The sequence below is a fragment of the Streptomyces sp. NBC_01296 genome (assembly GCF_035984415.1).
GTDB lineage: Bacteria > Actinomycetota > Actinomycetes > Streptomycetales > Streptomycetaceae > Streptomyces.
In genome coordinates this window covers 7,695,814-7,718,818 of record NZ_CP130720.1, presented here as the reverse complement: position 1 = coordinate 7,718,818, position 23,005 = coordinate 7,695,814, and the positions used below count along the sequence as shown (strand labels likewise).

18 protein-coding genes are annotated in these 23,005 nt (G+C 73.3%); 7 read left to right on the top strand and 11 right to left on the bottom strand.

The window, feature by feature from the left end; genetic code table 11:
- Positions 1-8: 8 nt before the first annotated feature.
- A complete protein-coding gene (locus tag OG299_RS35135; RefSeq protein WP_327363687.1) occupies positions 9-707 on the bottom strand; it encodes a hemerythrin domain-containing protein in 699 nt (232 codons plus the stop codon).
- A gap of 115 nt (positions 708-822) precedes the next feature.
- Here OG299_RS35135 and OG299_RS35130 point away from each other — a divergent pair, with 115 nt between their 5' ends.
- Positions 823-1,572 carry an IclR family transcriptional regulator gene (locus OG299_RS35130; RefSeq protein ID WP_327363686.1) on the top strand — a complete coding sequence of 250 codons (750 nt, stop codon included), beginning with the start codon at positions 823-825 and terminating at the stop codon, positions 1,570-1,572.
- Between the two features lie 88 nt (positions 1,573-1,660).
- Complete coding sequence (locus OG299_RS35125; RefSeq protein ID WP_266632241.1) at positions 1,661-1,987, top strand: putative quinol monooxygenase; 327 nt, start codon at positions 1,661-1,663, stop codon at positions 1,985-1,987.
- A gap of 22 nt (positions 1,988-2,009) precedes the next feature.
- Here the strand turns inward: OG299_RS35125 and OG299_RS35120 are convergent, their stop codons facing one another.
- Positions 2,010-3,653: an AMP-binding protein gene (locus OG299_RS35120; protein WP_405704509.1), complete on the bottom strand. Its 1,644-nt coding sequence runs from the start codon at positions 3,651-3,653 to the stop codon at positions 2,010-2,012.
- 135 nt (positions 3,654-3,788) lie between these two features.
- Complete coding sequence (locus OG299_RS35115; RefSeq protein WP_327363684.1) at positions 3,789-5,615, bottom strand: chromosomal replication initiator protein DnaA; 1,827 nt, start codon at positions 5,613-5,615, stop codon at positions 3,789-3,791.
- Positions 5,616-5,880: 265 nt separating this feature from the next.
- Between OG299_RS35115 and OG299_RS35110 the strand changes: the two genes are divergently transcribed.
- Positions 5,881-7,416, top strand: coding sequence for an alpha/beta hydrolase (locus OG299_RS35110; RefSeq protein ID WP_327363683.1), 1,536 nt, complete (start codon positions 5,881-5,883; stop codon positions 7,414-7,416).
- A 28-nt stretch (positions 7,417-7,444) separates the two neighbouring features.
- Here the strand turns inward: OG299_RS35110 and OG299_RS35105 are convergent, their stop codons facing one another.
- From OG299_RS35105 to OG299_RS35090, 4 genes are all read right to left on the bottom strand, one after another.
- A complete protein-coding gene (locus OG299_RS35105; RefSeq protein WP_266632233.1) occupies positions 7,445-8,137 on the bottom strand; it encodes an RraA family protein in 693 nt (230 codons plus the stop codon).
- Between the two features lie 130 nt (positions 8,138-8,267).
- On the bottom strand, positions 8,268-8,516 hold the full coding sequence (locus OG299_RS35100; RefSeq protein ID WP_327363682.1) for a hypothetical protein: 249 nt from the start codon (positions 8,514-8,516) through the stop codon (positions 8,268-8,270).
- Between the two features lie 65 nt (positions 8,517-8,581).
- Complete coding sequence (locus OG299_RS35095) at positions 8,582-9,808, bottom strand: cytochrome P450 family protein (protein ID WP_327363681.1); 1,227 nt, start codon at positions 9,806-9,808, stop codon at positions 8,582-8,584.
- Positions 9,809-9,875: 67 nt separating this feature from the next.
- Entirely contained in the window at positions 9,876-10,988 is a 1,113-nt protein-coding gene (locus tag OG299_RS35090; protein WP_327363680.1) for an alpha/beta hydrolase, read from the bottom strand.
- A 315-nt stretch (positions 10,989-11,303) separates the two neighbouring features.
- On the opposite strand from OG299_RS35090, the gene OG299_RS35085 reads away from it, so the two are divergent.
- Positions 11,304-11,804 (top strand): hypothetical protein, encoded by a 501-nt coding sequence (locus OG299_RS35085; RefSeq protein ID WP_266632225.1) that lies wholly within the window; start codon positions 11,304-11,306, stop codon positions 11,802-11,804.
- A gap of 55 nt (positions 11,805-11,859) precedes the next feature.
- On the opposite strand, the gene ddaH is transcribed toward OG299_RS35085, so the two are convergent.
- Positions 11,860-12,696, bottom strand: a complete 837-nt coding sequence (gene ddaH / locus OG299_RS35080; RefSeq protein ID WP_327363679.1) for a dimethylargininase — start codon at positions 12,694-12,696, stop codon at positions 11,860-11,862.
- A gap of 209 nt (positions 12,697-12,905) precedes the next feature.
- Entirely contained in the window at positions 12,906-14,552 is a 1,647-nt protein-coding gene (locus OG299_RS35075; protein WP_327363678.1) for a phospholipase D-like domain-containing protein, read from the bottom strand.
- A gap of 308 nt (positions 14,553-14,860) precedes the next feature.
- On the opposite strand from OG299_RS35075, the gene OG299_RS35070 reads away from it, so the two are divergent.
- Both OG299_RS35070 and OG299_RS35065 read left to right on the top strand, forming a co-directional pair.
- Positions 14,861-15,505 (top strand): RDD family protein, encoded by a 645-nt coding sequence (locus OG299_RS35070; protein WP_266632219.1) that lies wholly within the window; start codon positions 14,861-14,863, stop codon positions 15,503-15,505.
- 182 nt (positions 15,506-15,687) lie between these two features.
- Positions 15,688-16,329, top strand: coding sequence for a MerR family transcriptional regulator (locus tag OG299_RS35065; RefSeq protein ID WP_327363677.1), 642 nt, complete (start codon positions 15,688-15,690; stop codon positions 16,327-16,329).
- 58 nt (positions 16,330-16,387) lie between these two features.
- Here OG299_RS35065 and OG299_RS35060 read toward each other — a convergent pair whose 3' ends face one another.
- On the bottom strand, positions 16,388-19,072 hold the full coding sequence (locus tag OG299_RS35060) for a DUF6493 family protein (RefSeq protein WP_327363676.1): 2,685 nt from the start codon (positions 19,070-19,072) through the stop codon (positions 16,388-16,390).
- Between the two features lie 675 nt (positions 19,073-19,747).
- Between OG299_RS35060 and OG299_RS35055 the strand changes: the two genes are divergently transcribed.
- Positions 19,748-22,006, top strand: a complete 2,259-nt coding sequence (locus OG299_RS35055) for an alpha-N-acetylglucosaminidase (protein ID WP_327363675.1) — start codon at positions 19,748-19,750, stop codon at positions 22,004-22,006.
- Between the two features lie 12 nt (positions 22,007-22,018).
- Here the strand turns inward: OG299_RS35055 and OG299_RS35050 are convergent, their stop codons facing one another.
- Positions 22,019-22,972, bottom strand: coding sequence for an MASE1 domain-containing protein (locus OG299_RS35050; protein WP_405706597.1), 954 nt, complete (start codon positions 22,970-22,972; stop codon positions 22,019-22,021).
- Positions 22,973-23,005: the final 33 nt, after the last annotated feature.

The following is a 23,005-nucleotide window of genomic DNA, read 5'->3' as shown; positions in this document are numbered from 1 at the left end:
CACCGCGCTCAGGCCGCGAACACCAGCGCCACTTCGGCGGCGTACGCCCGGAGCAGGGGTTCCCGCGCAGCCGGGTCGGCGGCGGGGCCGGGCAGCAGGCGGCGGGCCTCGTCCTCGGTGGCGTGGCTCAGCAGCCAGGCGCGGGCCCAGGCCGGGTCGGCGGACCGGTCGGCGCTGCGGATGCGCGCCTCCGCGGCGGCGTAGGCGGCGCCGGGCACCCGGGCGGCGATGACCGGGAACACGTGCTGCTCCTCGGCTTCGATGTGCTCGGCCAGCAGATCCCGCTGGTCGGCGAGGAGCCCGGCCAGCCGCCGGGCGTGGCGGCCGGGTTCGGCGGCGAAGCGGTCCGCGGCCGCGTCGCAGGCGGCCTGGAGCGCGTCGAGCGCCTCGTGGTCGTGGAGGAAGCGCACGATGCCGGCCACCGCATCGGCCGCGTCGGGTACCGCGTCCAGGACCACCGGCCACAGGATCTCGTCCTCGCCGCGGTGGTGGCCGCGTACGACGGAGTGGTAGCGGTGCACGTAGCGGGCGACGGCCTCCGCCCGCGCGGGCCCGGCCGGTTCCGCGGCCGCGGCGAGAGCGGCGAGCAGCCGGGCGAGGCGCTCGATGTCGGCCAGGATCGCGCGGTGGGCGAGCCGGATGCCGGTGAGGTCCGCGGCTGCCGCAGGGTCGTACCGCCGTGCGGGGGTGCCGTGTTCGCTGTCCATGCGCACGACTGTGCACGCTCCCCCTCTGCGTCCGGTCAACGTTCGATGAACGCCGCCCGTCCGCTGCGGCATAGGCTCGGGGATCCGTGCCGTCACCACCTCGGGAGAACCGACCATGCCGCCCACCGGTCCGCAGTCCGTCGACCGCGCGCTGGCGATCCTCGACGCCGTGGCCGACGCGGCCGGGCCGGTCAGCGCCAAGGCGCTGGCACGCCGGACGGGGTGCTCCCTGTCCACCGCGTACCACCTGCTGGCCCCGCTGACCGCACGCGGGTACCTCGTCCGCACCGCGCAGGGATTCGGGCTGGGACCGCGCATCCCCGGGCTGCACCGGAGCCTGCTGCGGCAGCTGGAGCCCGCGCCGCGCATGGCCGATCTGCTGGCCCGGCTGCGGCGCGCCACCGGCGCCGAGGCGTACCACACCGCCTACCGGGGCGGCCTGATCACCGTCGTCGACACCACCGCCCCGGTCACGGACGCGGCGAACCCGTTCACCCCCGGGCGGGAGACCCGGGCGCACGCCACCGCGCACGGCAAGGCGCTGCTCGCCGAGCTGCCCCGGCCGCTGCGGCGGCGGTACCTGGCCGAGCACGGAATGGCCCGCCTGACCGGGGCCACCATCACCAGCGCCGAACTGCTGGAGGCGGAGCTGTCCCGGGTCCGGTGGCAGGGTTTCGCCCTCTCCGTCGGGGAGGCCGATCCCTCGTACACCTGCCTGGCCGTCGCCCTGCCGCGCGGGAGCGGCGGCGACGGCGACGGCGACGCGGTGCAGGCCCTGTCGGTGTCCCTGCCGACCGGGGAGTTCCGGCGGCGCCCGCAGGAGATCCGCAGCGCGCTCGCGCAGGCCGCGGCGGACTGCGGGTGAGGACGCCCGGCAGGCCGTTTTCCGACCCTGTCGGAAATACGGCGCGATGGGGATGCGCGGCCCGCGGCGGCCTGCCAGGCTGGTCGGCATGATCTTCATCGCCGTCAGGTTCGACGTCCGTCCGGAGCACAGCGACAACTGGCTCACCCTCGTCGACGCGTTCACCCGAGCCACCCGCAACGAGCCGGGCAACCTCTTCTACGACTGGTCGCGCAGCGTCGACGACCCCCACAAGTACACGCTCCTGGAAGCCTTCACCGACGCCGAGGCGGGCGCCGCGCACGTCGCGTCCGACCACTTCAAGGCCGGTATGGAGACCCTCGCGGGCGCCATCGCCAGCACGCCGGAGATCATCCACGTCGAGGTGCCCGGCCAGGGCTGGAGCGCCATGGCCGAGCTGTCCCCCCGCAACTGAACCGCGCCGTTCGGCCCGGCTGCTAGGAGGAGACCTCCAGCAGGCGGGCCGCCGTCTCGCGCATCTCGACCTTGCGGATCTTCCCGGTCACCGTCATCGGGAACTCGTCCACGACGTGCACGTACCGCGGGATCTTGAAATGGGCCAGCCGTCCGTCGCAGAAGGCACGGACGGCGGCCGCGGTCAGCGGCTCCGCTCCCTCGCGCATCCGCACCCACGCCATCAGCTCCTCCCCGTACTTGGGGTCGGGGACGCCGATGACCTGGACGTCCAGCACGTCCGGATGGGCGTGGAGGAACTCCTCGATCTCGCGCGGGTACACGTTCTCCCCGCCGCGGATCACCATGTCCTTGATGCGCCCGGTGATGCTGAGATAGCCGTCCCCGTCCATCACCGCCAGGTCTCCGGTGTGCATCCAGCGCGCGGCGTCGACGGCCTCGGCGGTGCGCTCCGGCTCGCCCCAGTAACCGAGCATCACCGAGTAGCCGCGGGTGCACAGCTCCCCCGGCTCGCCGCGGGGCACGGTCCGTCCGGACTGCGGATCGACCACCTTGACCTCCAGGTGCGGTCCGACGCGGCCGACGGTGGACACCCTGCGCTCGACCGAGTCGTCGGCCCGGGTCTGCGTCGAGACCGGCGAGGTCTCCGTCATCCCGTAGCAGATGGACACCTCGCGCATGCCCATCCGCTCGATGACCTCCTTCATCACCTCGACCGGGCACGGCGAGCCCGCCATGATCCCCGTACGCAGGCCGGACAGGTCGTACGCGTCGAAGCCGGGCGCGGCCAGCTCGGCGATGAACATGGTGGGGACCCCGTACAGGGAGGTGCAGGACTCCGCCTCGACCGCGGCGAGGGTGGCCTCCGGATCGAACGACGGCGCCGGGATGACCATCGCAGCGCCGTGGCTGGTGCAGGCGAGGTTGCCCATGACCATGCCGAAGCAGTGGTAGAACGGCACCGGGATGCAGACCCGGTCCTGCTCGGTGTAGTGGCACAACTCGCCGACGAAGAAGCCGTTGTTGAGGATGTTGTGGTGCGACAGGGTCGCACCCTTGGGGAAGCCGGTGGTTCCCGAGGTGTACTGGATGTTGATCGGGTCGTCCGGGCTGAGCCCGGCCCCCGCCCGTACGAGCTCGGCCGGGTCGCCCCGGCGTCCCTGCTCGAGCAGGGACGTCCACCGCGGCCCGTCCAGCAGGACCGTGAACTCCAGCTCCGGGCAGTGCGGCCGCACCTCCTCGATCATCCCGGCGTAGTCGGAGGTCTTGAAGCGCTCCGCCGCGACGAGCAGCCGGATCCCGGACTGCCGCAGGACGTACTCCAACTCGTGCGTACGGTAAGCCGGGTTGACGGTGACGAGGATCGCCCCGATCTTGGCGGTGGCGTACTGCACCAGCGTCCACTCGGCGCGGTTGGGCGCCCAGATACCGACCCGGTCCCCCTTGACGATGCCCAGGTCCAACAGGCCCAGCGCGAGGGCGTCGACATCGGCGGCGAGCTGCGCGTACGTCCACCTGCGCCCGGCGGCGACGTCGACGAGGGCGTCGCGGTCGGGGAACCGGCGGACGGTGCGGTCCAGGTTCTCGCCGATCGTGTCGCCCAGCAGCGGCACTTCGAAGACCCCGGATGCATAACTCGACGACGCGGTGCTCGACGCGGCAGACACACGTACCTCCTGGACTCGGTGGCGAGGCGGGGCCCGGCGGGCCGGCGCCCTCCTCATGATCCTCTCCGTCCGGAACCCCGGCCACCCTCGCGGCGCCGTTCCCCCGAAGGGTGTTCCCCGTTCAGCCTTCTGTGTTCAGCGCAGACAGCCGACGATCTTCACGGAAACCTCCGCGCTGCCGGTGAGTCCGGCCGCCGGATCGGTGGCGCTGAACACCAGCTTGTACGTTCCGTCGGGCAGCAGCGGGACGAGGAAGCGGCCGGAGGCGCCCGCGCCCAGCGTCACCGGCCCGTTCGGCCCGGTGATCCGCCAGCTCGTGTACTGCGGGTCGGTGACGGGCTGGTTGCCCGGGCGGGTCCGGGCCGTCCCGGCGAACGACTCCTCGCAGCCGCGCCTCAGTTGTCCGCCGGCGCCGGGCTGCTGGATGCTCACCGTCGGTGCCTGCGGCTGCTGGCGGGTCGGCGAACTGCCCTGCGACGGGGTGGCCGGCCGACTCGGGCCGCCCGTGGTCGGGGTGCCCGGGCTGTTGGGGCTGCCGGGCGTGGGAGACGTACCGGGCGAGGCGGTCGGGCTCGTCGTGGGCGAGGCGCCGGGGGTCGGGGCCGAGGGTGAGGCGGAGCCCGTGCCGCCGGTCGCGCCCGGCAGCGGGTCGAGTGCGTGCGGCAGTTCCGGCCGGGTGACGACGGGCGGCGAGGGGGCCTTGGCCGGCTCGGTGGGCTTGGCGTCGATCGTGGCGCAGACCGCGCTGGCGACCATCTCCTGGCTGTCGGGCACGGCCAGGGCGCGCAGTACCTGGTCGTCGGGGCCCCGGCCGTGTGTGTCGAAGTAACCGTTGCCGGTGAGCGTCTCGCGGTCGCTGTGCTCGATCCAGACCGAGTTGTAATAGTCGAGACCGGCCTTCTGCTGGTTCCTGCCGGTGACGTGCCAGGCCTTCACCTTGCTGCCCGAGGACTCACCGGCAGCCGGTGCGTCGGTCGGCGCGTACAGCCAGCCGTCGCCGAAGAAGCGCGTCGGGGCCTGGGGGGAGGTTTCCTCGTTCTCGGCGGGGAACTGGAAGCCTCCGCCGACCACCAGCTTCCCCTTCGGGCAGGACACGACGCCGGACGCGCTGCCGCCTGCGGCCACCGCCACCTTCGTCGTGGCCACGGACACGTCCTTGAGCCGGACACAGATCGGCCGGACCGTGACCGCGTAGTTCGCCTCCGGGGGCTGCGGATCCTCGATCCGGGTCTGGTGCTCGATGTACTCGGACGTGCGGAGCGGGAACACACCGGTACTCAGCCGGGATCCCGGGTTGAGCATGACGCGGGGCAAGGGCTGGGCACCCGCGATGGCCGATTGCGTGGTCAGGGTGTCGAGCGGAACCGGCGCGACGGCGCGGCCCGTCAGGGTGCGGCCCGCCCGGAACTCGGTGCCCAGCGAGGTGAAGCCGCCGGGGCAGGACAGCGAGGGGGAGGCGTTGTGCGCCGCGTCGCGGAACGGCCCGCCGATCGTGAGGTCGTGGATGGCCCCGCCGACGCTGTCGGTGCCCATCTTGTCCCGCCGGTCGTGGTAGGCATGCGCAGTCTGGGACCAGTCGGCGTCCCCGCGGAACTCCGGTTTCGCGTTGATGCACAGGGCGTACGAGGTGAGCGTGGCGGGCGCGTCGTCCGGGTTGTAGGCGGCCGTCAGCCAGGCGTCGCCCACGAAGAGACTGCTCGTGGCGAAGCCGGTGCCGGTGACCGCGTACCCGCCGCCGAGCGCCTTCTCGTGCGCCTGGCACGGGGCGATCGCGGCCTGCTCGCCGCGCGCCGGGACCGACACCGAGGCGCTGCGCTGCACCACGACCAGCTGCGGGCCGCCGTTGACCGCCCAGACGCCGACCCCGACGGCGCCGGACACCACCAGGGCACCTGCGGCCGCCACCGCGGCCGTCTTGGCGGTGATCACGCTGCCCAGCTTCGCGAGAACTCCAGAGCCCATCGTCGATGCCCCTCCCCCGGCCGCAGGTGCGGCGCCTCCCCGCAGCTGCGGGGCGTGGGCAATGTAGCGCTGCGTGCGATACACGTCACAGAGGCCTGAAGTATCGGTTCTGCTACGGACTTCCCGGGCGGAGGCAAAGCCGCCCCCGGCCCGGGAGGGGGTGGCACTACTGCCACCCCCGAAGCGGATGGCAGTGGTATCGAGGGGCGGGGGGCCGGCGCGGGACGATCAAGGGGACCTGCCGGACCCCAGGGGGAGTTCAGACATGCACGTGTTCAAGAAGCCTGCCCGATGGCTCGCGGCCGCCGCCTGCGGGCTGCTCGCCGCAGCCGTCCTGCCCGTCGGCCACGCGAGCGCCGCGCCCGCCGGCGCGGGCGGCGGGAACAGCCCGCGGACACCCGGCCGCTACCTGCACCAGCAGCTCGACTGGCAGCCCTGTCCGGGCGGCGCGCTGGAGTGCGCCTCGATGTCCGTCCCGCGGGACTGGTACCACCCGGACTCCGGACCGGGCCTGACGATCGCGGTCTCCCGCCACCGCGCGGCCGATCCGGCGAAGCGCCGGGGCGTGCTCATGATGGCGGCCGGCGGCCCCGGGGCCTCGGGGCTCCTGCGGCCGGCCCGGCTCGCCTCGTACAGCCCGAAGCTGGCGGAGGTGTACGACATCGTCGGCTTCGACCAGCGCGGTGTGGGCGCGAGTTCGAAGGTGGTCTGCGCGGACCAGGACAAGGTCGACGCCATGTTCGGCGGCGGCGATCTGCGCGACCGGTCGGCGACCGCCGTCCGGCAGACCCTCGACCGCGCCCGGGACTTCGTACGGGACTGCGAGCGCAACTCGGGCGGGCTGCTGCCGTACATCACCACCGATCAGGCCGTGCACGACATGGACCTGTACCGATCGCTGCTCGGCGCGGAGAAGATCTCGTACTACGGGCCCTCGTACGCCAGCTTCCTCGGGGCGTACTACGCGACCGAGTTCCCCCGCCGCGTGGAGCGGGTCGTCCTCGACAGCAACGTCGACTTCACCGGGGACTGGCAGTCCTTCCTGACGGGGCAGCCGATGAGTTTCCAGCGCCGGTTCGAGCAGGACTTCCTGCCGTGGCTCGCGAAGAACGACGCCACGTACCACCAGGGGCGCACCCCCGAGGAGGCGCAGGCCTCGTACGAGCGGCTGCGGGCCGCGCTGCACGACCGGCCGCTGGACGTCGAGGGAACGGTCATCACGCCCGACCACCTGGATGCGGCGACAACGAGCGCCCTGTACAACACCGACCAGTTCGCCGGCCTCGCCTCGCTCCTCGGCTTCCTGGAACATCCGGACCAGGCGCCGGCGGAGACGAGGAAGGCCGTCGCGGGGCAGCTGAAGCACGTCATGGGCGCGGACTTCGTCGCCGACTTCACCGCGGTCACCTGCGGCGACACCCCGTGGAACCGCGACAGCCGGTACTGGGTGAAGGAGAGCGCCGAGGCCACGCGTACCCATCCCCTGGCCGGGGCACGGGAGTTGACGTACGCGGCGGTCTGCGCGAACTGGCCGCGCTCCAAGGCGCCGCGCATCAAGGTCACCGGCGAGGGGCTGCCTCCGGTGCTGATGCTCAACTCGAAGAACGATCCGGCGACGTACTACGAGGCCGCCGTACGCGCCCACCGGGGGCTGGCGGGATCGCGCCTGGTCACCGTCGAGGGCGGCGACCACGGGCAGTTCCAGAACCGCAACGCGTGCGTCGACGCGTACGTCGAGGGCTATCTGCTGGAGGGCACCCTGCCGGCCGGCGACACCACGTGCCCGGCGGCGCGGGGCTGATCCGCACAGCCGGGGTACGGCGGCGCCGTCATTCCTCGATGGCGCCGCCGGTCCGGCGCAGGTGCCGGCGGAAGGTGTACGAGGGGTCGGCCTCGCGCAGGACCAGGTAGTCGGCGAACGCCGTCTGGCTGCGCAGGGTGTCGCCCGAGCGGATCCGGCGGGCCTGTTCGCGCTCGGTCTCCCGGATCCGGAGCGCGGTGTCCAGCACCTCCTCCACCCGGTCGGCGGCGACGAACAGCACACCGTCCGCATCGCCGAAGACGAAGTCCCAGCCACCCACCAGATGCGGCCCGAACCGGGCGGTGACCAGCGCCTCGGGCTCGCGTTCGTCCAGCCGTACCGGACCGGGCGGGTGGCTTCCGTAGCTGAACACGGGCAGGCCGATCTCGGCCAGCTCGGGCGTGTCGCGGTGCAGCCCCCACACCACGAGGCCCGCCACGCCCGCCGTCTCGGCCTCGAGCACGGCGAGGTCGCCCACGCAGGCCTCGTCCGACCGTCCGCCGTTGTCGATGACCAGGACGTCGCCCGGCTCGGCGGATCCGTACGCCTCCAAGAACACGTCGACGCTGCCGTAGTGGCGGACCGGGAGCGCGCGTCCGGCGAGCCGGTGTTCCGGCAGCACCGCGCGGATGCCGGGCGGTGCTACGCGCAGCGGCACGCCGATGCGGACGCAGGCATCGGCCACGAGCGGCGTGGACAGGTCGGTGAAGGCCTTCAGCATGCCGATCCCCTTCTCTCCCGGATCTCCCGGATCTCCCGAACGGACGGCTCGGGTCAGCCACCACCCCCATGGTGCCTGCCCGACCGCCCTGGGCGCCGGGTTCGCGGTGCGGCGTCACGGGATGTCGGCATCAGGGGATGTCGGTGTCCGAGGGCCCGGCCTCGTAGGTGTGCGGCTCGTCGCCCTGCCACTCCACGAGTGCGGAGCCGCCGAGGACCACATCGTCGGGATCGGGTACCCCGGCCCGGCGCAGGAACTCGATCACGTCGGCGTCATTGAAGGCCATGCCGAGGACCGTGTCCTGCCCGCCGGCGCGCAGGGAGATCCGGCGGCCCCCGGCAGGGGCGATCGGGTGGACGAGGATCGGCGCATGGTGCATGGGCCCAGCCTCCGCCGGGACGGGCGGGGCCGCATCCGGACGACGCGGCCCCGTCCGCCGTCCGGCTACCGGAGGTCCGCGGTGACCGGCAGGGCCCGCAGGGCGTGGAAGCGGAACGTGCTCGTCCAGGGGAGCTCCGCCACGGGGCGGGCCGGGCGGAGCCCGGGCAGCCGGTCGAGGAGGGCGCCCAGCGCGAGCGTGATCTGCAGGCGGGCCAGCGGCGCGCCGAGGCAGTAGTGCAGCCCGTGGCCGAGCGCGAGGTGGGCCTTGTCCTCCCGGTCGATGTCGAAGCGGTCGGAGTCCGGGTGGCGGGCCGGGTCGCGGTGTGCCGAGGCCAGGCAGAACAGGACCGTGTCGCCGGCCGGGATGCGGACGCCGCCGATCTCCACCGGCTCGGTCGGGAAGCGGCGGATGGCCGTCTGGTTGGGCCCTGCGTACCGCAGCAGCTCCTCGACGGCTTCGGGGAGCCGGGCGGGGTCGGCGCGCAGGGCGGCGAGCTGGTCCGGGTGGGTGAGCAGGGTGAGGACCCCGCCGGAGACGACGTGCTGGACGGTCTCGCCGCCGGCCATCAGGATCAGGAAGGCGAGCGAGACCAGCTCGTCCTCGGTGAGCCGGTCCTCCTCGTCGCGCGCCGCGATCAGGCTCGAGAGCATGTCGTCGCCGGGGCGGGCGCGCCGCTGCGCCACCAGGTCGACGAGGAACCGGTGGACGTGGCCGATGGCCGCGACGAGCTCCTCCTTCGAGCGCGGGGCGAGCAGGGTGGCGACCCAGTCGGAGAACCGGTCCTGGTCGGGGGCGGGGACGTGCAGCAGTGCGCCGATGGTCCGCAGCGGCAGCGGTCTGGCGAACTCGGCGACCAGGTCGGCCTCGCCGGAGCGGGCGATCCGGTCGGCGAGCCGGGTGGTCAGCTCGTCGACGGACTCCTGGATGTCGGCGCGCAGCAGCTCGACGTGCCGGGCGGTGAAGCCCTTCGACACGAGGCGGCGCAGCCGCAGGTGGTCCTCCGGGTCGATGTTGAGGAGGTTGCTGTCGAGGGCCGGCGGGAGGGAGAAGCCGCTGAACCCGGTCGTCGAATGCCGCTTGTTGACGGAGAAGCGGGGGTCGGCGAGCCCGGCCCGTACGTCCGACGCGTGGGTGACCAGCCAGACCGGGGAGCCGTCGGGCAGCGCGACGCGGTGCACCGGCCCGGTGGCGCGCAGGCGCGCGTAGACGGCGTGGGGGTCGCGTGCGAACGACGCGTCGAAGGGGCACGGGAGGGGTGGCGTGGTGGTGGTTGCCGCGTTCTGGGTCATGCCTCGTCCTGTTCCTCGTCCTGTGCCGGTGCCGGTACCGGTGGCCCGTGCCGGTTCGCGCCGGAGGTCACTCGGCGCCGATGCGGCCGCCGAGCCACTCCATCGCGGGCGGGATCTCCCGCCTCCACGTGTTGAAGCCGTGCCCGCCGTGGTCGAGGGTGATCGACGAGACGCGCGCCGGCGCCTTCACCTTCTCGATGAACTTCTGCGTCGGCTTGTAGTTCCCCTCGCCCTGCTGGGAGGTCGCCACCAGGAAGGAGGACTTGCCCTGCGGCAGGTTGTCCAGGCTCCACAGCAGGTCGGATCGTTTCTCCTCGGCGGTGTTCCCGTGGAACAGATCGCCGGAGTCCTCGTCTATCTCCGGCTTGTAGTCCGCCGAGAGACCCACCCCGGCCGCATAGTGCTCCGGGTGCTCCAACGCGACCTTCAGTGCGCAGTAACCCCCCGTGGAATCCCCCATGATGGCCCAGTTCGAGGGCGAGGTGCCGACGCGGTAGGCGCCGGAGATCGCCTTGGGCAGGTCCGTACCGAAGAAGGTCTCGCTGAGCGGGCCGCCCGGCACGTCGATGCACTGGGTGTTGCGGGTGGGCACGACCGAGGGCTGCATCATGACCATGATCATCGGCGGCATCTTCTTCTGCTTGGCGAGCTTCCACGCCGTCTTCGGGTAGTCCAGCCCCTTGAGCAGGTTCTGCGCCATCCCCGGGAATCCGGTGAGCACGACGGTGGCCGGGAACCTCCTGTTCTCGTTCCCCTTCTGGAAGTACTCCGGCGGCAGGTACACGTACGCCTGGACGGCGGCCTTGGACCGCTCGCCCTGCACCGTGACCTTCTCGATCTCGCCGCCCACGTGCGGTGTTCCGCCGCCGGGCACGTCCGTCGGCTGCCGGCCGAGGAGCCGCACCCCCGAGCCTGCCTGCGCGCCCTCGCCCATGGGGGGCATCGGCCGTTCCACACCGGCCAGGTCCGCCCAGGAACCGTAGAGGAGGAAGGTCCGGTTGGCCGTGAGGCCGATCGAGGCGAGCAGCAGCACCTGCAGCGTCAGCACCACGCCGACCCGGCCGAACACCGTCCGCCGGCCCCGGCCGCCGAGGCGTGGCCACTGCCACACTGCGGACGCGAAGGCCAGCAGCGTGGCGAGTACGACGACGATCAGGAGCATGCCGCTTGTCAGACTCACGAATCAGGGGAACTCTCTGCGTGGTGTCGGCACGGACCGGCCGGTCCGGCGGCGCCGCCGGTGCGTGCGCACAGGGCTAGAGAGCAACGGGAGCCGATCCGTTCCACGCCTTTCCCTGGGACCGGAGCCATCCGGCCAATCTGTTGACATGGGCCTGACATTTCAAGGTCCCTGTGGGACCTTCCCCGGCGTGTCTCGAAAGCTCTCTCCCCCGGCCATGACGGAAACCGCCCCCGACGGCCGGGCGCACGCCGGCGAGGCCCCCCAGGGCCCCGCTTCACACCCCACGAGGACGTGGCGAAGAGGAGCGACAGGATGAAGATCTCGACATGGCCGGGCGTGACCGCCCTGGCAGCAGCAGTGATCGTCGGCGGAGCGACGTCGGCGACGGCCCTCGGCCCCACGGCCGACCAGCAGGTCGACGGCGTCATCGTCGTCGCCGGCAACACCTGTACGTGGACCAACGCGCACACCAGCGCCAACCCCCCGAGCGCACTGAGCGTCGACCGCACCACCATCAACGCACCGGGCGGCAACCTCGGCTGCAGCGGCAGCATCACCGCCTCCCTCAACAACAACCCCGCGTTCACCTTCGACGACGCCGCCGGCCTCGCCAGGACGGACGCCATCGACATCACGGGCAAGCAGAGCTTCATCTCCTGCCGTTACAAGGCCACGAACATCACGTGGAACCGTGACGGAGCCACGCGCAAGTACGTCAACCAGGCCTTCACCGCGACCAAGACCTCGGGCAGCTTCCTGTGCCCCGGCTCGGTCACGACGGCGGCCGGGGACGCCTCGATGCTCTTCCACTGATCCCGTACCCGCCGCAGCCCCGCCCGGGGCTGCGGCACACCGGCTTCGACGCGGGTCAGGGCCGGATCTCGAGGGTGCAGCACTTGACGCTGCCGCCGCCCTTGAGGAGTTCGGACAGGTCCATCCCGATCGGGTGGAAGCCGCGCTCGCGCAGCCGGAGGGCCAGCCCCTCGGCCGCCTCGGGGAGCACCACGTTCAGGCCGTCGCTGACGGCGTTCAGCCCGAACACGGCGGCGTCCTCGGCAGATACGAGCAGCGCGTCGGGGAAGAGCGTCTCCAGGAGGGCGCGGCTGCCGGGGGCGAAAGCCTCCGGGTGGTACATGATCTCGTCACCGTCGAGGACGGCGAGCGCCGTGTCGAGGTGGTAGTAGCGCGGGTCCACCAGCTCCAGGCTGATGACGGGCCGGCCGAAGAAGGCCTCCGCCTCCTGGTGGCTGCGTTCGTCGCTGCGGAAGCCGTGGCCGGCCAGGACGAAGCCTGCGGTGACCAGGAAGTCGCCCTCCCCCTCGTTGACGTACTCCGGGTCGTGCAGCTCGGTGAAGCCGTTCTCGCGGAACCAGTCCAGGTACGCCGGCCCTTCGGGGATCCGCTCGGCGTTGCGGAAGCGGGCGCCGAGGACGCGGCCGTCGACGACGGTGGCCCCGTTGGCGGCGTAGACCATGTCGGGCAGGCCCGGCACGGGGTCGATCAGCTCGACGGTGTGCCCGAGCTCGCGGTACAGCTCGCGCAGCCGCTCCCACTGGAGGACGGCCAGGTCGGTGTCGACCGGCTTCTCCGGGTCCATCCAGGGGTTGATCGCGTAGACCACCTCGAAGTGGGAGGGGCGGCACATCAGGTACCGGCGCAGGCGCTGCTCGCGCGGCCGGGCGGCGGGCATCGGGGCAGAGTTCATGGTCGCTCCCGGGTGGGGGCCACGGTGGTGGCGGGTGTGAGGGGCAGTCTTTCGAGCCGAGCCTGCGGGCCCCGGGCGAACGCCAGGTGAAGGCGGCACGGCCGGCGGGCGCGCAGTGGACGAGCTCCACCCGCCGCCGCGCAGCCGCCCGGGTCGCCCCCGGCAATCGCTGCCGGGGGCGGGCGGGTCGGGCCGGGCAGCCCCGCGGGTCAGGCCGGGCAGATGCCGCGTTCGTGGTCGACGGTGGCCGTCGCGCCGGAGTACTGCCACTGCGGGGTCAGGAGCTGTGCGGCGAGCTGCCCGGCCGCCGTCGGGCTCTCCACCACGTATCCGAAGTCCTGGAGCCACGACGGGTAGAGGTTCTTGGAGCCGATGTAGAAGGCCGAGTCGTCCACGGAGACCACCTTGTGGTGCTGCGCGTACGGGTGGCCGTCGGCCCACCTCGGGCTCTGCGCGCTGCGGAACGTGGCCAGCTGGAGGTTCGAGCACAGCGCGGCCCTGGCCGCGCCCTGGTCGCCGGTCAACAGGGCGAGGCGGTCGCGCAGGGTGTCGCTGATCTCCGAGAGCGACTTGATCTGCGAGTAGCCTCCGCTGCCGACGGCGCCGCGGTTGGCGGGATCGCTGACGACGATGCGGACCTTCACGCCGGCGGCCATCCGGGCGGCGAGGGCGTCGTACACGCGGATGTCGTAGCGGGGCAGCGGCGGGCAGGTCGCGTTGACGTCCTGCTGGGAGATCTCGATGTGCCGGTTCGCGCTGGAGATCAGCGTCCTCAGGGCGCTCTCCTCCGGGTTGACCGTGTCGTAGTCGCGGTCGGCGTTGGTGTTGTCGTGCAGGCCGACGACGCACTTGGTGTCGGGGGCGCTCGGCAGGGCGGGGCGGAAGGCCGAGGAGGGGTCGTTGCGCTTGATTCCGACGCCGAGTCCGCCGACGGCGATGGCCGGTACGCTGCCCGGGCTCGCCGCAGGCTCGGCCGCAGCGTCGTCGCGGGCCAGCGTGGGCATGCACCCGGCGCCGTTGGACGAGGCGAACCAGACGCTGCCGATGCTGCCCTTGTTCCGGCAGGTCCAGGACCACAGCTCGTCCAGGTAGCGGCCGGCGGACGCGGCGGCCGGCCCGCGCAGGGCGAGGTCGACGTCGGCGACCGGGTGGGCGGTCTCCAGGTAGTCGCCCTTCCAGCTGTTGATGCCGCCGGTGATCACGGACCGGCCGTCGACCACGAGGAGCTTGGAGTGGTTCCACGAGAACGCCGTCTTCGAGGTCGTCATCGAAGCGACGTTCAGGTCGATGTCGCGGGCGTCCGCGCCCAGCCTGGCGACGAGCTCGTCACGGTATTTCGACGGCATCACATTCAGGTGGTAGAGCGGCGCGGCACCGACCAGCACGCGCACCTTGAGCCTGTTCCCGCGCGCGGCCGCGGACTTGAGACCCGCCACGACGGCGTCCTGGAACGCGCCGTCGGGTAACGGTGCGAGAGTCGATATGTCGACGGTCTGCGTCGCCTGGGAGATGTTCTCCGTCATCTTCGAGAGGAGCCGCTCGGTTCCCGGCCGTGCCGTGCAGGTGTCGTCGCCCCAGCAGCCGGGGGTCTGCAGCAGCCAGTCGGCGCCGCCGGGAGTCGAGGCGTCCAGGATATTGCCGCCGGTGCGTTCCCACACCTGGCCTTCGAGGCCGGGGGAAACCTGGCGGAGCGTCTGCTCCACCGCATCGAGGTGGGGCGCCGGGGTGGCGGCGGGTCCTGAGCCGGCCGCCGCGGCGGCCGAGGCCGGGACGGCGGTGAACAGGGCCAGCAGGACCGCCGACACCGCTGCGCGGGCGGCGGGAGCGGACGGGCGGGGAAGGGAATGGCGGTGCAATGTGACTTCCTTGCAAGAGGGATCGCCGTCGCCGCGTGGGGGCGACCGGCCAGATCAACTCGCGGAAGTTACCACCGGGTCGGAAGCGCCCGGAATTCCCGCTCATCGGATTCGGCCACCTCGGCGGCGGCGGGCGCAGCAGGGCTCAGAGCCGGGCCGAACTGGCCGGATTGGACAAGTGGTCGATGGAACGACCACGATGATGCGCACTAGATCGCGGCCGCTCAGGGGGGCAGAACCGCCCATATGGTGATACTCCTCCGATCGTTGCGCTACGTCCCCGTTTCCGACACCGGAGAGTTTCAGCCATGAGCTTCGGCGACCCGAACAACCCGTACGGCCAGCAGCCCCCGCAGGGTCAGCCCGGTTACCCGCAGCAGGCCCCCCAGGGCGTGCCGCCGCAGTACGGCTACCCGCAGCAGCCTCCGCAGGGCGTCCCCCCGCAGCAGTACGGCTACCCGCAGCAGACCCCGCCTCCGTACGGCGCGTACCCGCCGCCCGGGATGCCCGGCATGCCCGGCTCGGGCATGCCGCCGCTCGCCCACTGGGGCCAGCGCTTCGGCGCGTACCTGCTCGACCTCCTGATCATCGCGGGTCCGATGTATGCGCTGGGGTTCATCGACATCGCCACCGCGGACAACTCGGCCACGGCCGAGCCCGGCATCTTCTTCACGATCGGCGTGCTGTACGCGATCGGCATGGGTTTCTTCCAGCTGTACAAGGAGGGCTCCACCGGTCAGACGACCGGCAAGAAGGTCCTCGGCATCAGCGTGCGCCGCGAGGCCGACGGCAACACCCTCGGCTTCGGCATGGCGTTCGTCCGCAAGCTGGCCCACGCCCTCGACAGCTTCGCCTGCTACGTCGGCTGGCTGTGGCCGCTGTGGGACGAGAAGAAGCAGACCTTCGCCGACAAGGTGTGCAGCACCGTCGTCATCACGGTCCCCAAGGGCTGAGGCCGCCCCTCTCCCCCTTCTCCCCACCCGGCAGCGGAGCTCCTCCGTTGCCGGGTGGGCGCGTTTGCGGCCCCGGAATCCGGGCGCGCCGGCCGATGAACACACTTTCTCCAGAAGGCTGGTTGGATAGCGGAGCTGTCCAAGAACGGGGTCGTGGCACTCGCCGAGGAAGGGCACAAGAGATGCGGCTGGCAGAGCTGAGCGAGCGGAGCGGCGTCTCCGCCTCGACCATCAAGTACTACCTGCGGGAAGGGCTGTTGCCGCCCGGACGGAGGGTCGGCGCGACGACGGCCGAGTACGACGAGGGACACCTGCGCAGGCTGCGGCTGATATGCGCACTGCTCCAGGTCGGCAGGATCCCGGTGGCGACGGCCCGGGAAGTGCTCCGCCACATCGACGACGACTCCCTGGGCCGGTCGATCCGCCTCGGCGCCGCCCTGTGGGCGCTGCCGCACGGGCCCGAACCGGACGAGGGGGACGAGGCGGTGGCCGCCGCGCACCGGGAGGTGGACCGGCTGCTCGACATGCTGGGCTGGACGACCGCCCGGGAGCTCGGCTCCCTCTCCCCCGTCCACCGGTCGCTGGTGGTGGCGGTGGCCTCGCTCATCCGGCTCGGCTATCCCTGGCATGCAGAACTGATGGCCCCGTACGCCGAGTTGATGCACCAGGCGGCGATCCGAGACCTGGATTTCGTGGAGACGCATCCCTCCGAGGCCGAGAAGGTCGAGACCGCGGTGGCGGCGACCGTGCTGTTCCAGCCGGTGATGAAGGCACTGCACCGGCTGGCCCAGGAGGAGGAGTCGTTCCGGCGGTACGGCCTGTGAGTCGGGGGCGGGACCACGGCTCACAGGCCGTACCACCAGGCCCCTCCCGGCCGACGCGCTACGAAGGCGCCGCCAGCGCCGCCCTCAACCGCCGTGCCTGGGTGACGAGTTGCGAGGAGCCGGTCCGCGTCGCGGCCCCGGCCAGCCCCGCCGGGACGGGACCGCGCGCACCGCAGCGCTCCACACAGTCCGCGGCCACCGCCAGCAGCTCGCCCGTGCCCCGCGCGGCCGCGCCCACCGCCAGCAGCGGCGCCAGCGCCTCCGCGAGCACCGCCCAGGTGGTGGCGTACGCACCGGTGGCGGCGGCCGCACGCGCCGCCTCGGCCAGCCGGCTGGGCTTCACCGTGCCCAGACCGAGCAGTTCGGCCAGATCCCGCCCGACCCTCGGGGCGTCCAACTCGCCGCGGGCCGCGAGGAGCAGCAGTGCCTCCACGGCCGCGCGGCGGTCCTCCGCATGGCCCGCGCCGAGACCGGTCGCCACCGCCAGGTGCAGGGCGGGGCCCGCCGGTCCGCCCAGCTCCGCCAGCCGCGGCAGCGGCGCTCCCGCGCCGCGCTCCCGGGCCGTGGCGCCCGCGGTCACCTCGGGCAGCAGCCAGGCCGCCTGCGTCTCGCGGTCCTCGGGCAGGACGGCCTGCTGGACGAGGCCGCCCTCGCACGCGCGGGAGCAGCTGCGGCCCGGCTCGGCGAGCGCCAGGTCCAGCCTGCGGAACGCCGCCGGGAACTCCTGCCGGACGACACACCGCTCCCGGGGCTCGAGCACGATCTGCCGGGCCGCCGCCGCGGGCCGGTCCCACCAGAGGTGGCCGGCCTGCAGGTCCGGTGCCGCCGCCGGGACCGTCACGCGGCGCAGCACCGCGGGCGGTTCGCCCGCACCCGTGAGCCAGGCCGCCAGCCGGTCGCCCTCGGGGGTGCGGAGTGCGGCCGCCGCGGGCGCGGCTGCGGGGTCGCGCCGTACGCGCAGCAGCGCCTGGGCGAAGTCGGCCGGGGCGGGCTCCGCGCCGGTCCGCCGGTACGCCGCGAGCCGTACGAGGAGCTCCTCGGGCTCCAGGGAGCCCGTCTCCCAGGTGGGGGTGGCGAGCAGGAAGGGCAGCGGGTCGGTGAGGACGCGGTACGCGGCCTCCGCCACCCGGGAGGCCGTCACGGCGCTCAGCGCGGCGTGGACGCACTCCGGCCGGCAGCCGTCGCCGCGCGGGCCACGGTCCGGTCGCAGGTCGTGCGCGCGGACCCGGCCGAGCACCGCGGCCGCCATCGGCTCCAGCCCGGACAGCCGCTCCGGATCCACCGGCCGGCCGCCCCCGGGATGCCACCAGCGGCCGCCGAGGACCGGGCGCAGAGCTTCGGCCAGGGCGGCGCGGTCGTGGTGGGCGTGCCGGACGAGGCCGTCGAGGGCGGACTCGAACGCGGCGGCGCTCTGTTCCCCGCACGTGACGGAGGCCGCCACCAGGTCGGCGGTCCCGGCGAGCGTCGGGGGTTCGGCGGCGAGGCGGCGGCGTACCGGCGCCGGGGGCAGGACCTCCTCGTACGCCGGCTCCGCGCAACTGCCGCCCGCGGACCCGAGCAGCTGCGCGGCGGCGCGCCGGTGCACGGGGCTCAACGTGCCGATGTGGAGGGCGAGTTCCCGGCGCAGTCCCCGGTCGCCGGGCCGCAGGTGCCGCACGAGCAGGCCGAGGGCGCGCTCCTGCAGGGCGGTGTCCTCGTGCCCGAAGGCGCCGGCGACGGTGGGCAGCACCGCGTGCCGGGCGGCCGGATCGCGCCGTAAGGCCTGCCCCAGGAGCACCAGTTGGGCGCGTACGAGCTTCTTCTCCGGTCGGCGGAGCACGGCGCAGGACATCTGCGCGAGCTGCTGCGCCGGCAGCTCGCCCGCCCCGGACAGCCGGGCGAGCACCTGCTGGGCGTGTCCGGCGAGCGGCGACGGCCCGTCGGCGGCCATCGCGATCCAGTCGGCCGTGCGCTCCCGCTCCTCGGCCGGGGTGAGCTCGAGGCGCTCCAGCATGGCGAGGAAGAACTTCAGCTGGTTCTGCCGGCCGCCGCGCAGCAGGCGTGCGACGCAGCCGTCGACCAGGACGCGGCGCTCGATGATCCCCTCCTGCGCGAGCGCGGCCAGTTCGGACGGCCAGTGGTTCGGGGCCGTCGGATCACTGCACCAGTGGAGCGCCTCGGGGGATTCGGCCGTCACGAAGAGCTGGGGCACCAGCTGGCGTGCGTACGGATCCTGGCGCAGGACGATCGACAGCGGGCTGTGCGTGGAGCGGGCACGGTCCATGGTGAAGATGGACCGGACCCAGCCGTGCACGAACGCGTCGGTGGTGGGGACGGGGCAGCCGGAGAGCCGGACCAGCTCCCGGATCAGCGGATAGTCCGCCTCGGCGGTCGCGGGGCGGTCGGCGAGGCGGTGGGCGAGGTCGCCGAGCCAGCCGGGGTCGCGGTCGGCGAGCACGTCGAGCAGCAGTCCGGTGGGCGCCTGCTGCCCGTCGCGCAGATCGGGCGCGCCGATCCAGGAGGCCGCGGCGGCCGCGCCGGTGTGGCAGCCGGCGCCCGCGACGAGCAGGCCGGAGCGGATGCGGTCGCGCTCCTGCCAGTGGTTCCAGTCCCAGCCGCGTATCTCGCGGCGCAGATCGGCGAGTCGGGTCAGCAGCTCCCGGCGCTCGGGCGGCGTGAGCGGCTTGAGCAGGCGGGGGATCAGGTCGGTGCGGCCTTCGCGGACCGCCTCGAGCATCGGGTCCATCGGGTCCATCAGGCTCATCGGGCTCCTCCGGTGATGGTTCCTGGGGTGGTGACGGCCTCGCGCCGCACCGTGCGCTGCGCTGCGCCGTACGGACGGCGGTGCGTGCGGGGCGTGGGTGTGGGTCTGCGTGTGGGCGTGCTTGGTGGGGTGCGTGCACGGGACTCGGCGGCCACGGTAATCCGGCCCGCCCGCGGCAGCTGCCGGCGCAGGCCCCCGGCTGGCCGATTCCCGGTCCTGGCGGCGGTGTTCGCCCGGGGACGACGGCGGCGGTGGCGTCCGGGTCCGGGGTGGCCGCGCGGGCGCGGGCGCCGAGCAGCCGGGGTGGTGGCGGTCGGCGCGCCGGGAAATCGTAGGGCCGTTACGCGGAATGCGCCCGGCGCCGGCGCCTGCCTCGTCATCTGTCGCCCGCGTCCGTGGCGGCGCCGGACCCGGGACCCGGCGGCGCAACCCGGCCGGGCCTGGGCGCTCCCGTCGGGATCCCGCTGTCCCGGCCGCCATCGGGAGCCGTGGCCGGACGCCCCCTGACCGGCGCGAACCGAGGGGCACGGCCCGGGCCGCGACCGGGCTCACTCCCCCGGCGGTATCCCTCCGGGGGACCGCCCGGCCGGGCCGGCGACGGCCCGTCACCTCCTCGCCCCCGGTGGCGTTATGGGGCTGCCGCCCTGCGGGGCCACCGACCCGGGAGGACCTCCGATGCCACGATCCGACCGGCCCCGGCCGTCCGGCCGCCCGGGGCTCCGGGCCCTCCTCGCGCTGCTGGTCCTGGCGGCCGCCCCGGGCGGGGCCGCCGCGCTGCCCGTCACCCCGTCGGCGGATCCCGCCGCGGCCGCCCCGGTACGCAACGGCGTCCCCGCCGCCCGGGCCGCGCTGCGGCGGCTGCTGCCCCGGCACGCCGGCCAGTTCACCCTCCTGCCCGGTACCCGCGGCGCCGACGGCCAGGACGGCTTCACGGTGTCCGGCCGGGCCGGGGCCGTCGTCGTCCGGGGCAGTACGCCGGCGACCGTGCTGACGGGGGTCGGCTGGTACCTGCGGCACGTCGCCCACGTGGACATCGGCTGGCCGGGCGACAGCCTGGGCGCCCTCCCGGAGGTCCTGCCCGGTGTCCCGCAGCCGGTCACCCGCAGCGCCCTGGTGCGCCACCGGTACGCCCTCAACGACACCGACGACGGTTACGCGGGCGCGTACCGCACGTGGGAGGAGCGCCGGCGGCAGATCGACCTGCTCGCCCTGCACGGCATCAACGAGGTGCTGGTCCAGGTCGGCGCGGAGTACCCGTACTACGCGGCCCTGCAGCGGTACGGGTACACCGCGGCGGAACTGCGCGCATGGATCCCGGGCCCCGCGCACCAGAGCTGGTGGCTGCTGCAGAACCTGAGCGGGTTCGGGGGTCCGGTCAGCGGGCAGCTGATCGAGGAGCGGGCGGCGCTCGGCGCTCGGGTCGCCGACGAGCTGCGCGCCCTCGGCATGACCCCGGTCCTGCCCGGCTTCTTCGGCACGGTGCCGCCCGGCTTCGCCGACCGCAACCCCGGCGCACGGGTACGGCCCCAGGGCACCTGGGAGGGGTTCATCCGGCCCGACTGGCTGGATCCCGTCGGGCCGGTGTTCGCCGCGCTCGCGGCCGACTACTACGCGGCGCAGCGCGCCCGGTTCGGCGACAGCGCGATGTACCGGATGAGCCCGCTGCACGAGGGCGGGAAGGCGGCGTCGGTCGATGTGAAGGCGGCCGCGGGCGCCGTGCAGAAGGCCCTCGACACGGCCCGTCCGGGGGCGCTCTGGGCCGTGCTGGGCTGGCAGGACGATCCGACCGGGGAACTGCTCTCCGGGGTGGACACCTCCCGGATGCTGATCGTGGACGGGATGTCCGAGCGCTGTGAGAAGCCGGACCGCGAGACCTCCTGGGCGCACACCCCGTACGCGCTGGGCACGATCCACAACTTCGGCGGGCACACGACGGTCGGGGCCAACACCTCCGTCTGGATCGAGCGGTTCGGCGCGGGGCGGGCGAAGCCGGACAGCGCGCTGACCGGCATCGCGTACATGCCGGAGGCCGCCGGGACGGACCCGGCGGCGTTCGCGCTGTTCACCGATCTCGCCTGGGAGCCCGGGCCGATCGACCGGCGGGCGTGGTTCGCCGCGTACGCGCGCAGCCGTTACGGCGGCGCGGACGCGTACGCGGAGGCCGCCTGGGAGGCGCTGCGGAGGGGTCCCTACAGCACCGGGACGGACTCCGCGCAGCCCCAGGACAGCCTGTTCACGGCCCGCCCGAGCCTGACGGCGAACAAGGCGAGCGCCTGGGCGCCCGGGGGGATGCGCTACCCGGCGGCGTCGGTGCGCAGCGCGCTGGACGCGCTGCTCGAGGTCGCGCCCGGGCTGCGCCGTTCGAGCGCGTACCGCTACGACCTGGTGGACACCGCGCGCCAGGCACTCGCCAACCATGCGCGGGTGCTGCTGCCGCAGATCAGGGGCGCGTACCAGGCCGGGTACCTGGGCCGGTTCCGTCTGCTGGTGGAGGAGTGGCAGCGCGACGAGCGGCTGCTGGCGGCCGTCACCGGATCCGACCGGAACTTCCTGTTCGGCCGGTGGACGGCCGGCGCCCGGTCCTGGGGGGTCAACGACGCGGAGCGCGACCGCTACGAGTACGACGTCCGCTCCCTGGTGACCACCTGGGGCACGCGTACCGCCAGCGAGCCGCCGTTCTCGCTGCACGACTACGCGAACCGCGAATGGGCGGGGCTGCTGGAGGAGTTCTACGCGCCGCGCTGGGCCCGGTACTTCGCCTCGCTGGACCGGGCCCTGGTCTCGGGTGAGGCGCCGGAGGCGATCGACTGGTACGCCGTCGAGGAGGCCTGGGCGCTCCGTACGGGCTCCCGTCCGACGGAGCCGAGCGGGGATCCGTACGCACTCGCGCGCGCCGTCGCGGACGCGCTGCCGCCCGCGGACGCGCGGACCTGAGGCTTCCGGTCGTCAGTCCCCCGGCCTGCGGGGGGCGAGCCGTTCGACGACCTCGGCCAGATCCTCGCACACCTGCTCGATCTTCAGGCGGATGTTGTTCTGTTCGGTGACCATCGCGGACAGCAGGAGCGCGGTCAGGGCCGCCGAGCCGTTGAGCGCCTGGAGGTTGACCATGATCTCGAAGAGGGTGTGGCCGGCGAACGGTCCGGCCTGATCGGTCGCCGCCGAGATCACCACGACGGACGTGATCAGGACGCAGGGCGCGCTGCCGGCCAGCTGGAAGCGCACGGCCGCCCAGATCAGCAGCGGGAAGACGAGGAAGAGCAGCGACAGGGAGCTCCGTGAGGCCATGAACGCGCCGACCCCGATGGCGACGGTCAGCGCCACCGCCTCGGCGGCGCGGTAGGCGTCCTGCGACATCCGGACCGTGGGCAGGACGAGCAGCACCGGGGTCAGCACGAGCACCCCCATCGCATCGCCGGCCCACCACGCCGACCACACCGGCCAGAATCCGCCCAGCGCCAGGTCGCCGGTGGCCACCAGCACCCCGGTGCCGATGGACGCGCTGATCAGCATCGGCACGAGCCCGCCCAGGAAGACCAGGGCCAGGCCGTCCCGCAGCCGGTCGATCTCGTTGCGGAAGCCCACGCGGCGCAGCAGCAGGTACGCGCACAACGGCGCGAGGGTGTTCCCCAGGACGATCCCGGCGTCCTCGATCCGGAAACTGCCGAGGTGTTCGATGGCGAGATACGCCCCGAGGGCGATCCCCGGCCAGATCCGCGGACCGAACCACAGCAGGGCGGCGACCGCGATGCCCGTGGGCAGCCACAGGGGCGTGACCACCGCGCCCTCGACGACCACGCGCAGCATGAGGCCGATCAGTCCTGAGACGTAGTAGGCGGCGGCGACGGCGAGGATCCCGAGAAGTGTTCCTGTGAGACGTCGCCATTCCTCGGTGCGCACCACAGCATCAGACAACAGCCGCCGCCTCCGGGCGGA

What these genes read in the sequence shown, in the direction of transcription:
- OG299_RS35060 (WP_327363676.1), bottom strand. Translation starts at nt 19,072, where the DNA reads ATGAGCCTGATGGACCCGATGGACCCGATGCTCGAGGCGGTCCGCGAA.
- OG299_RS35105 (WP_266632233.1), bottom strand. Translation starts at nt 8,137, where the DNA reads ATGCTGAAGGCCTTCACCGACCTGTCCACGCCGCTCGTGGCCGATGCC.
- OG299_RS35065 (WP_327363677.1), top strand. Translation starts at nt 15,688, where the DNA reads ATGCGGCTGGCAGAGCTGAGCGAGCGGAGCGGCGTCTCCGCCTCGACC.
- OG299_RS35135 (WP_327363687.1), bottom strand. Translation starts at nt 707, where the DNA reads ATGGACAGCGAACACGGCACCCCCGCACGGCGGTACGACCCTGCGGCA.
- OG299_RS35085 (WP_266632225.1), top strand. Translation starts at nt 11,304, where the DNA reads ATGAAGATCTCGACATGGCCGGGCGTGACCGCCCTGGCAGCAGCAGTG.
- OG299_RS35125 (WP_266632241.1), top strand. Translation starts at nt 1,661, where the DNA reads ATGATCTTCATCGCCGTCAGGTTCGACGTCCGTCCGGAGCACAGCGAC.
- OG299_RS35095 (WP_327363681.1), bottom strand. Translation starts at nt 9,808, where the DNA reads ATGACCCAGAACGCGGCAACCACCACCACGCCACCCCTCCCGTGCCCC.
- OG299_RS35115 (WP_327363684.1), bottom strand. Translation starts at nt 5,615, where the DNA reads ATGGGCTCTGGAGTTCTCGCGAAGCTGGGCAGCGTGATCACCGCCAAG.
- OG299_RS35100 (WP_327363682.1), bottom strand. Translation starts at nt 8,516, where the DNA reads ATGCACCATGCGCCGATCCTCGTCCACCCGATCGCCCCTGCCGGGGGC.
- OG299_RS35070 (WP_266632219.1), top strand. Translation starts at nt 14,861, where the DNA reads ATGAGCTTCGGCGACCCGAACAACCCGTACGGCCAGCAGCCCCCGCAG.
- OG299_RS35110 (WP_327363683.1), top strand. Translation starts at nt 5,881, where the DNA reads ATGCACGTGTTCAAGAAGCCTGCCCGATGGCTCGCGGCCGCCGCCTGC.
- OG299_RS35130 (WP_327363686.1), top strand. Translation starts at nt 823, where the DNA reads ATGCCGCCCACCGGTCCGCAGTCCGTCGACCGCGCGCTGGCGATCCTC.
- ddaH (WP_327363679.1), bottom strand. Translation starts at nt 12,696, where the DNA reads ATGAACTCTGCCCCGATGCCCGCCGCCCGGCCGCGCGAGCAGCGCCTG.
- OG299_RS35055 (WP_327363675.1), top strand. Translation starts at nt 19,748, where the DNA reads ATGCCACGATCCGACCGGCCCCGGCCGTCCGGCCGCCCGGGGCTCCGG.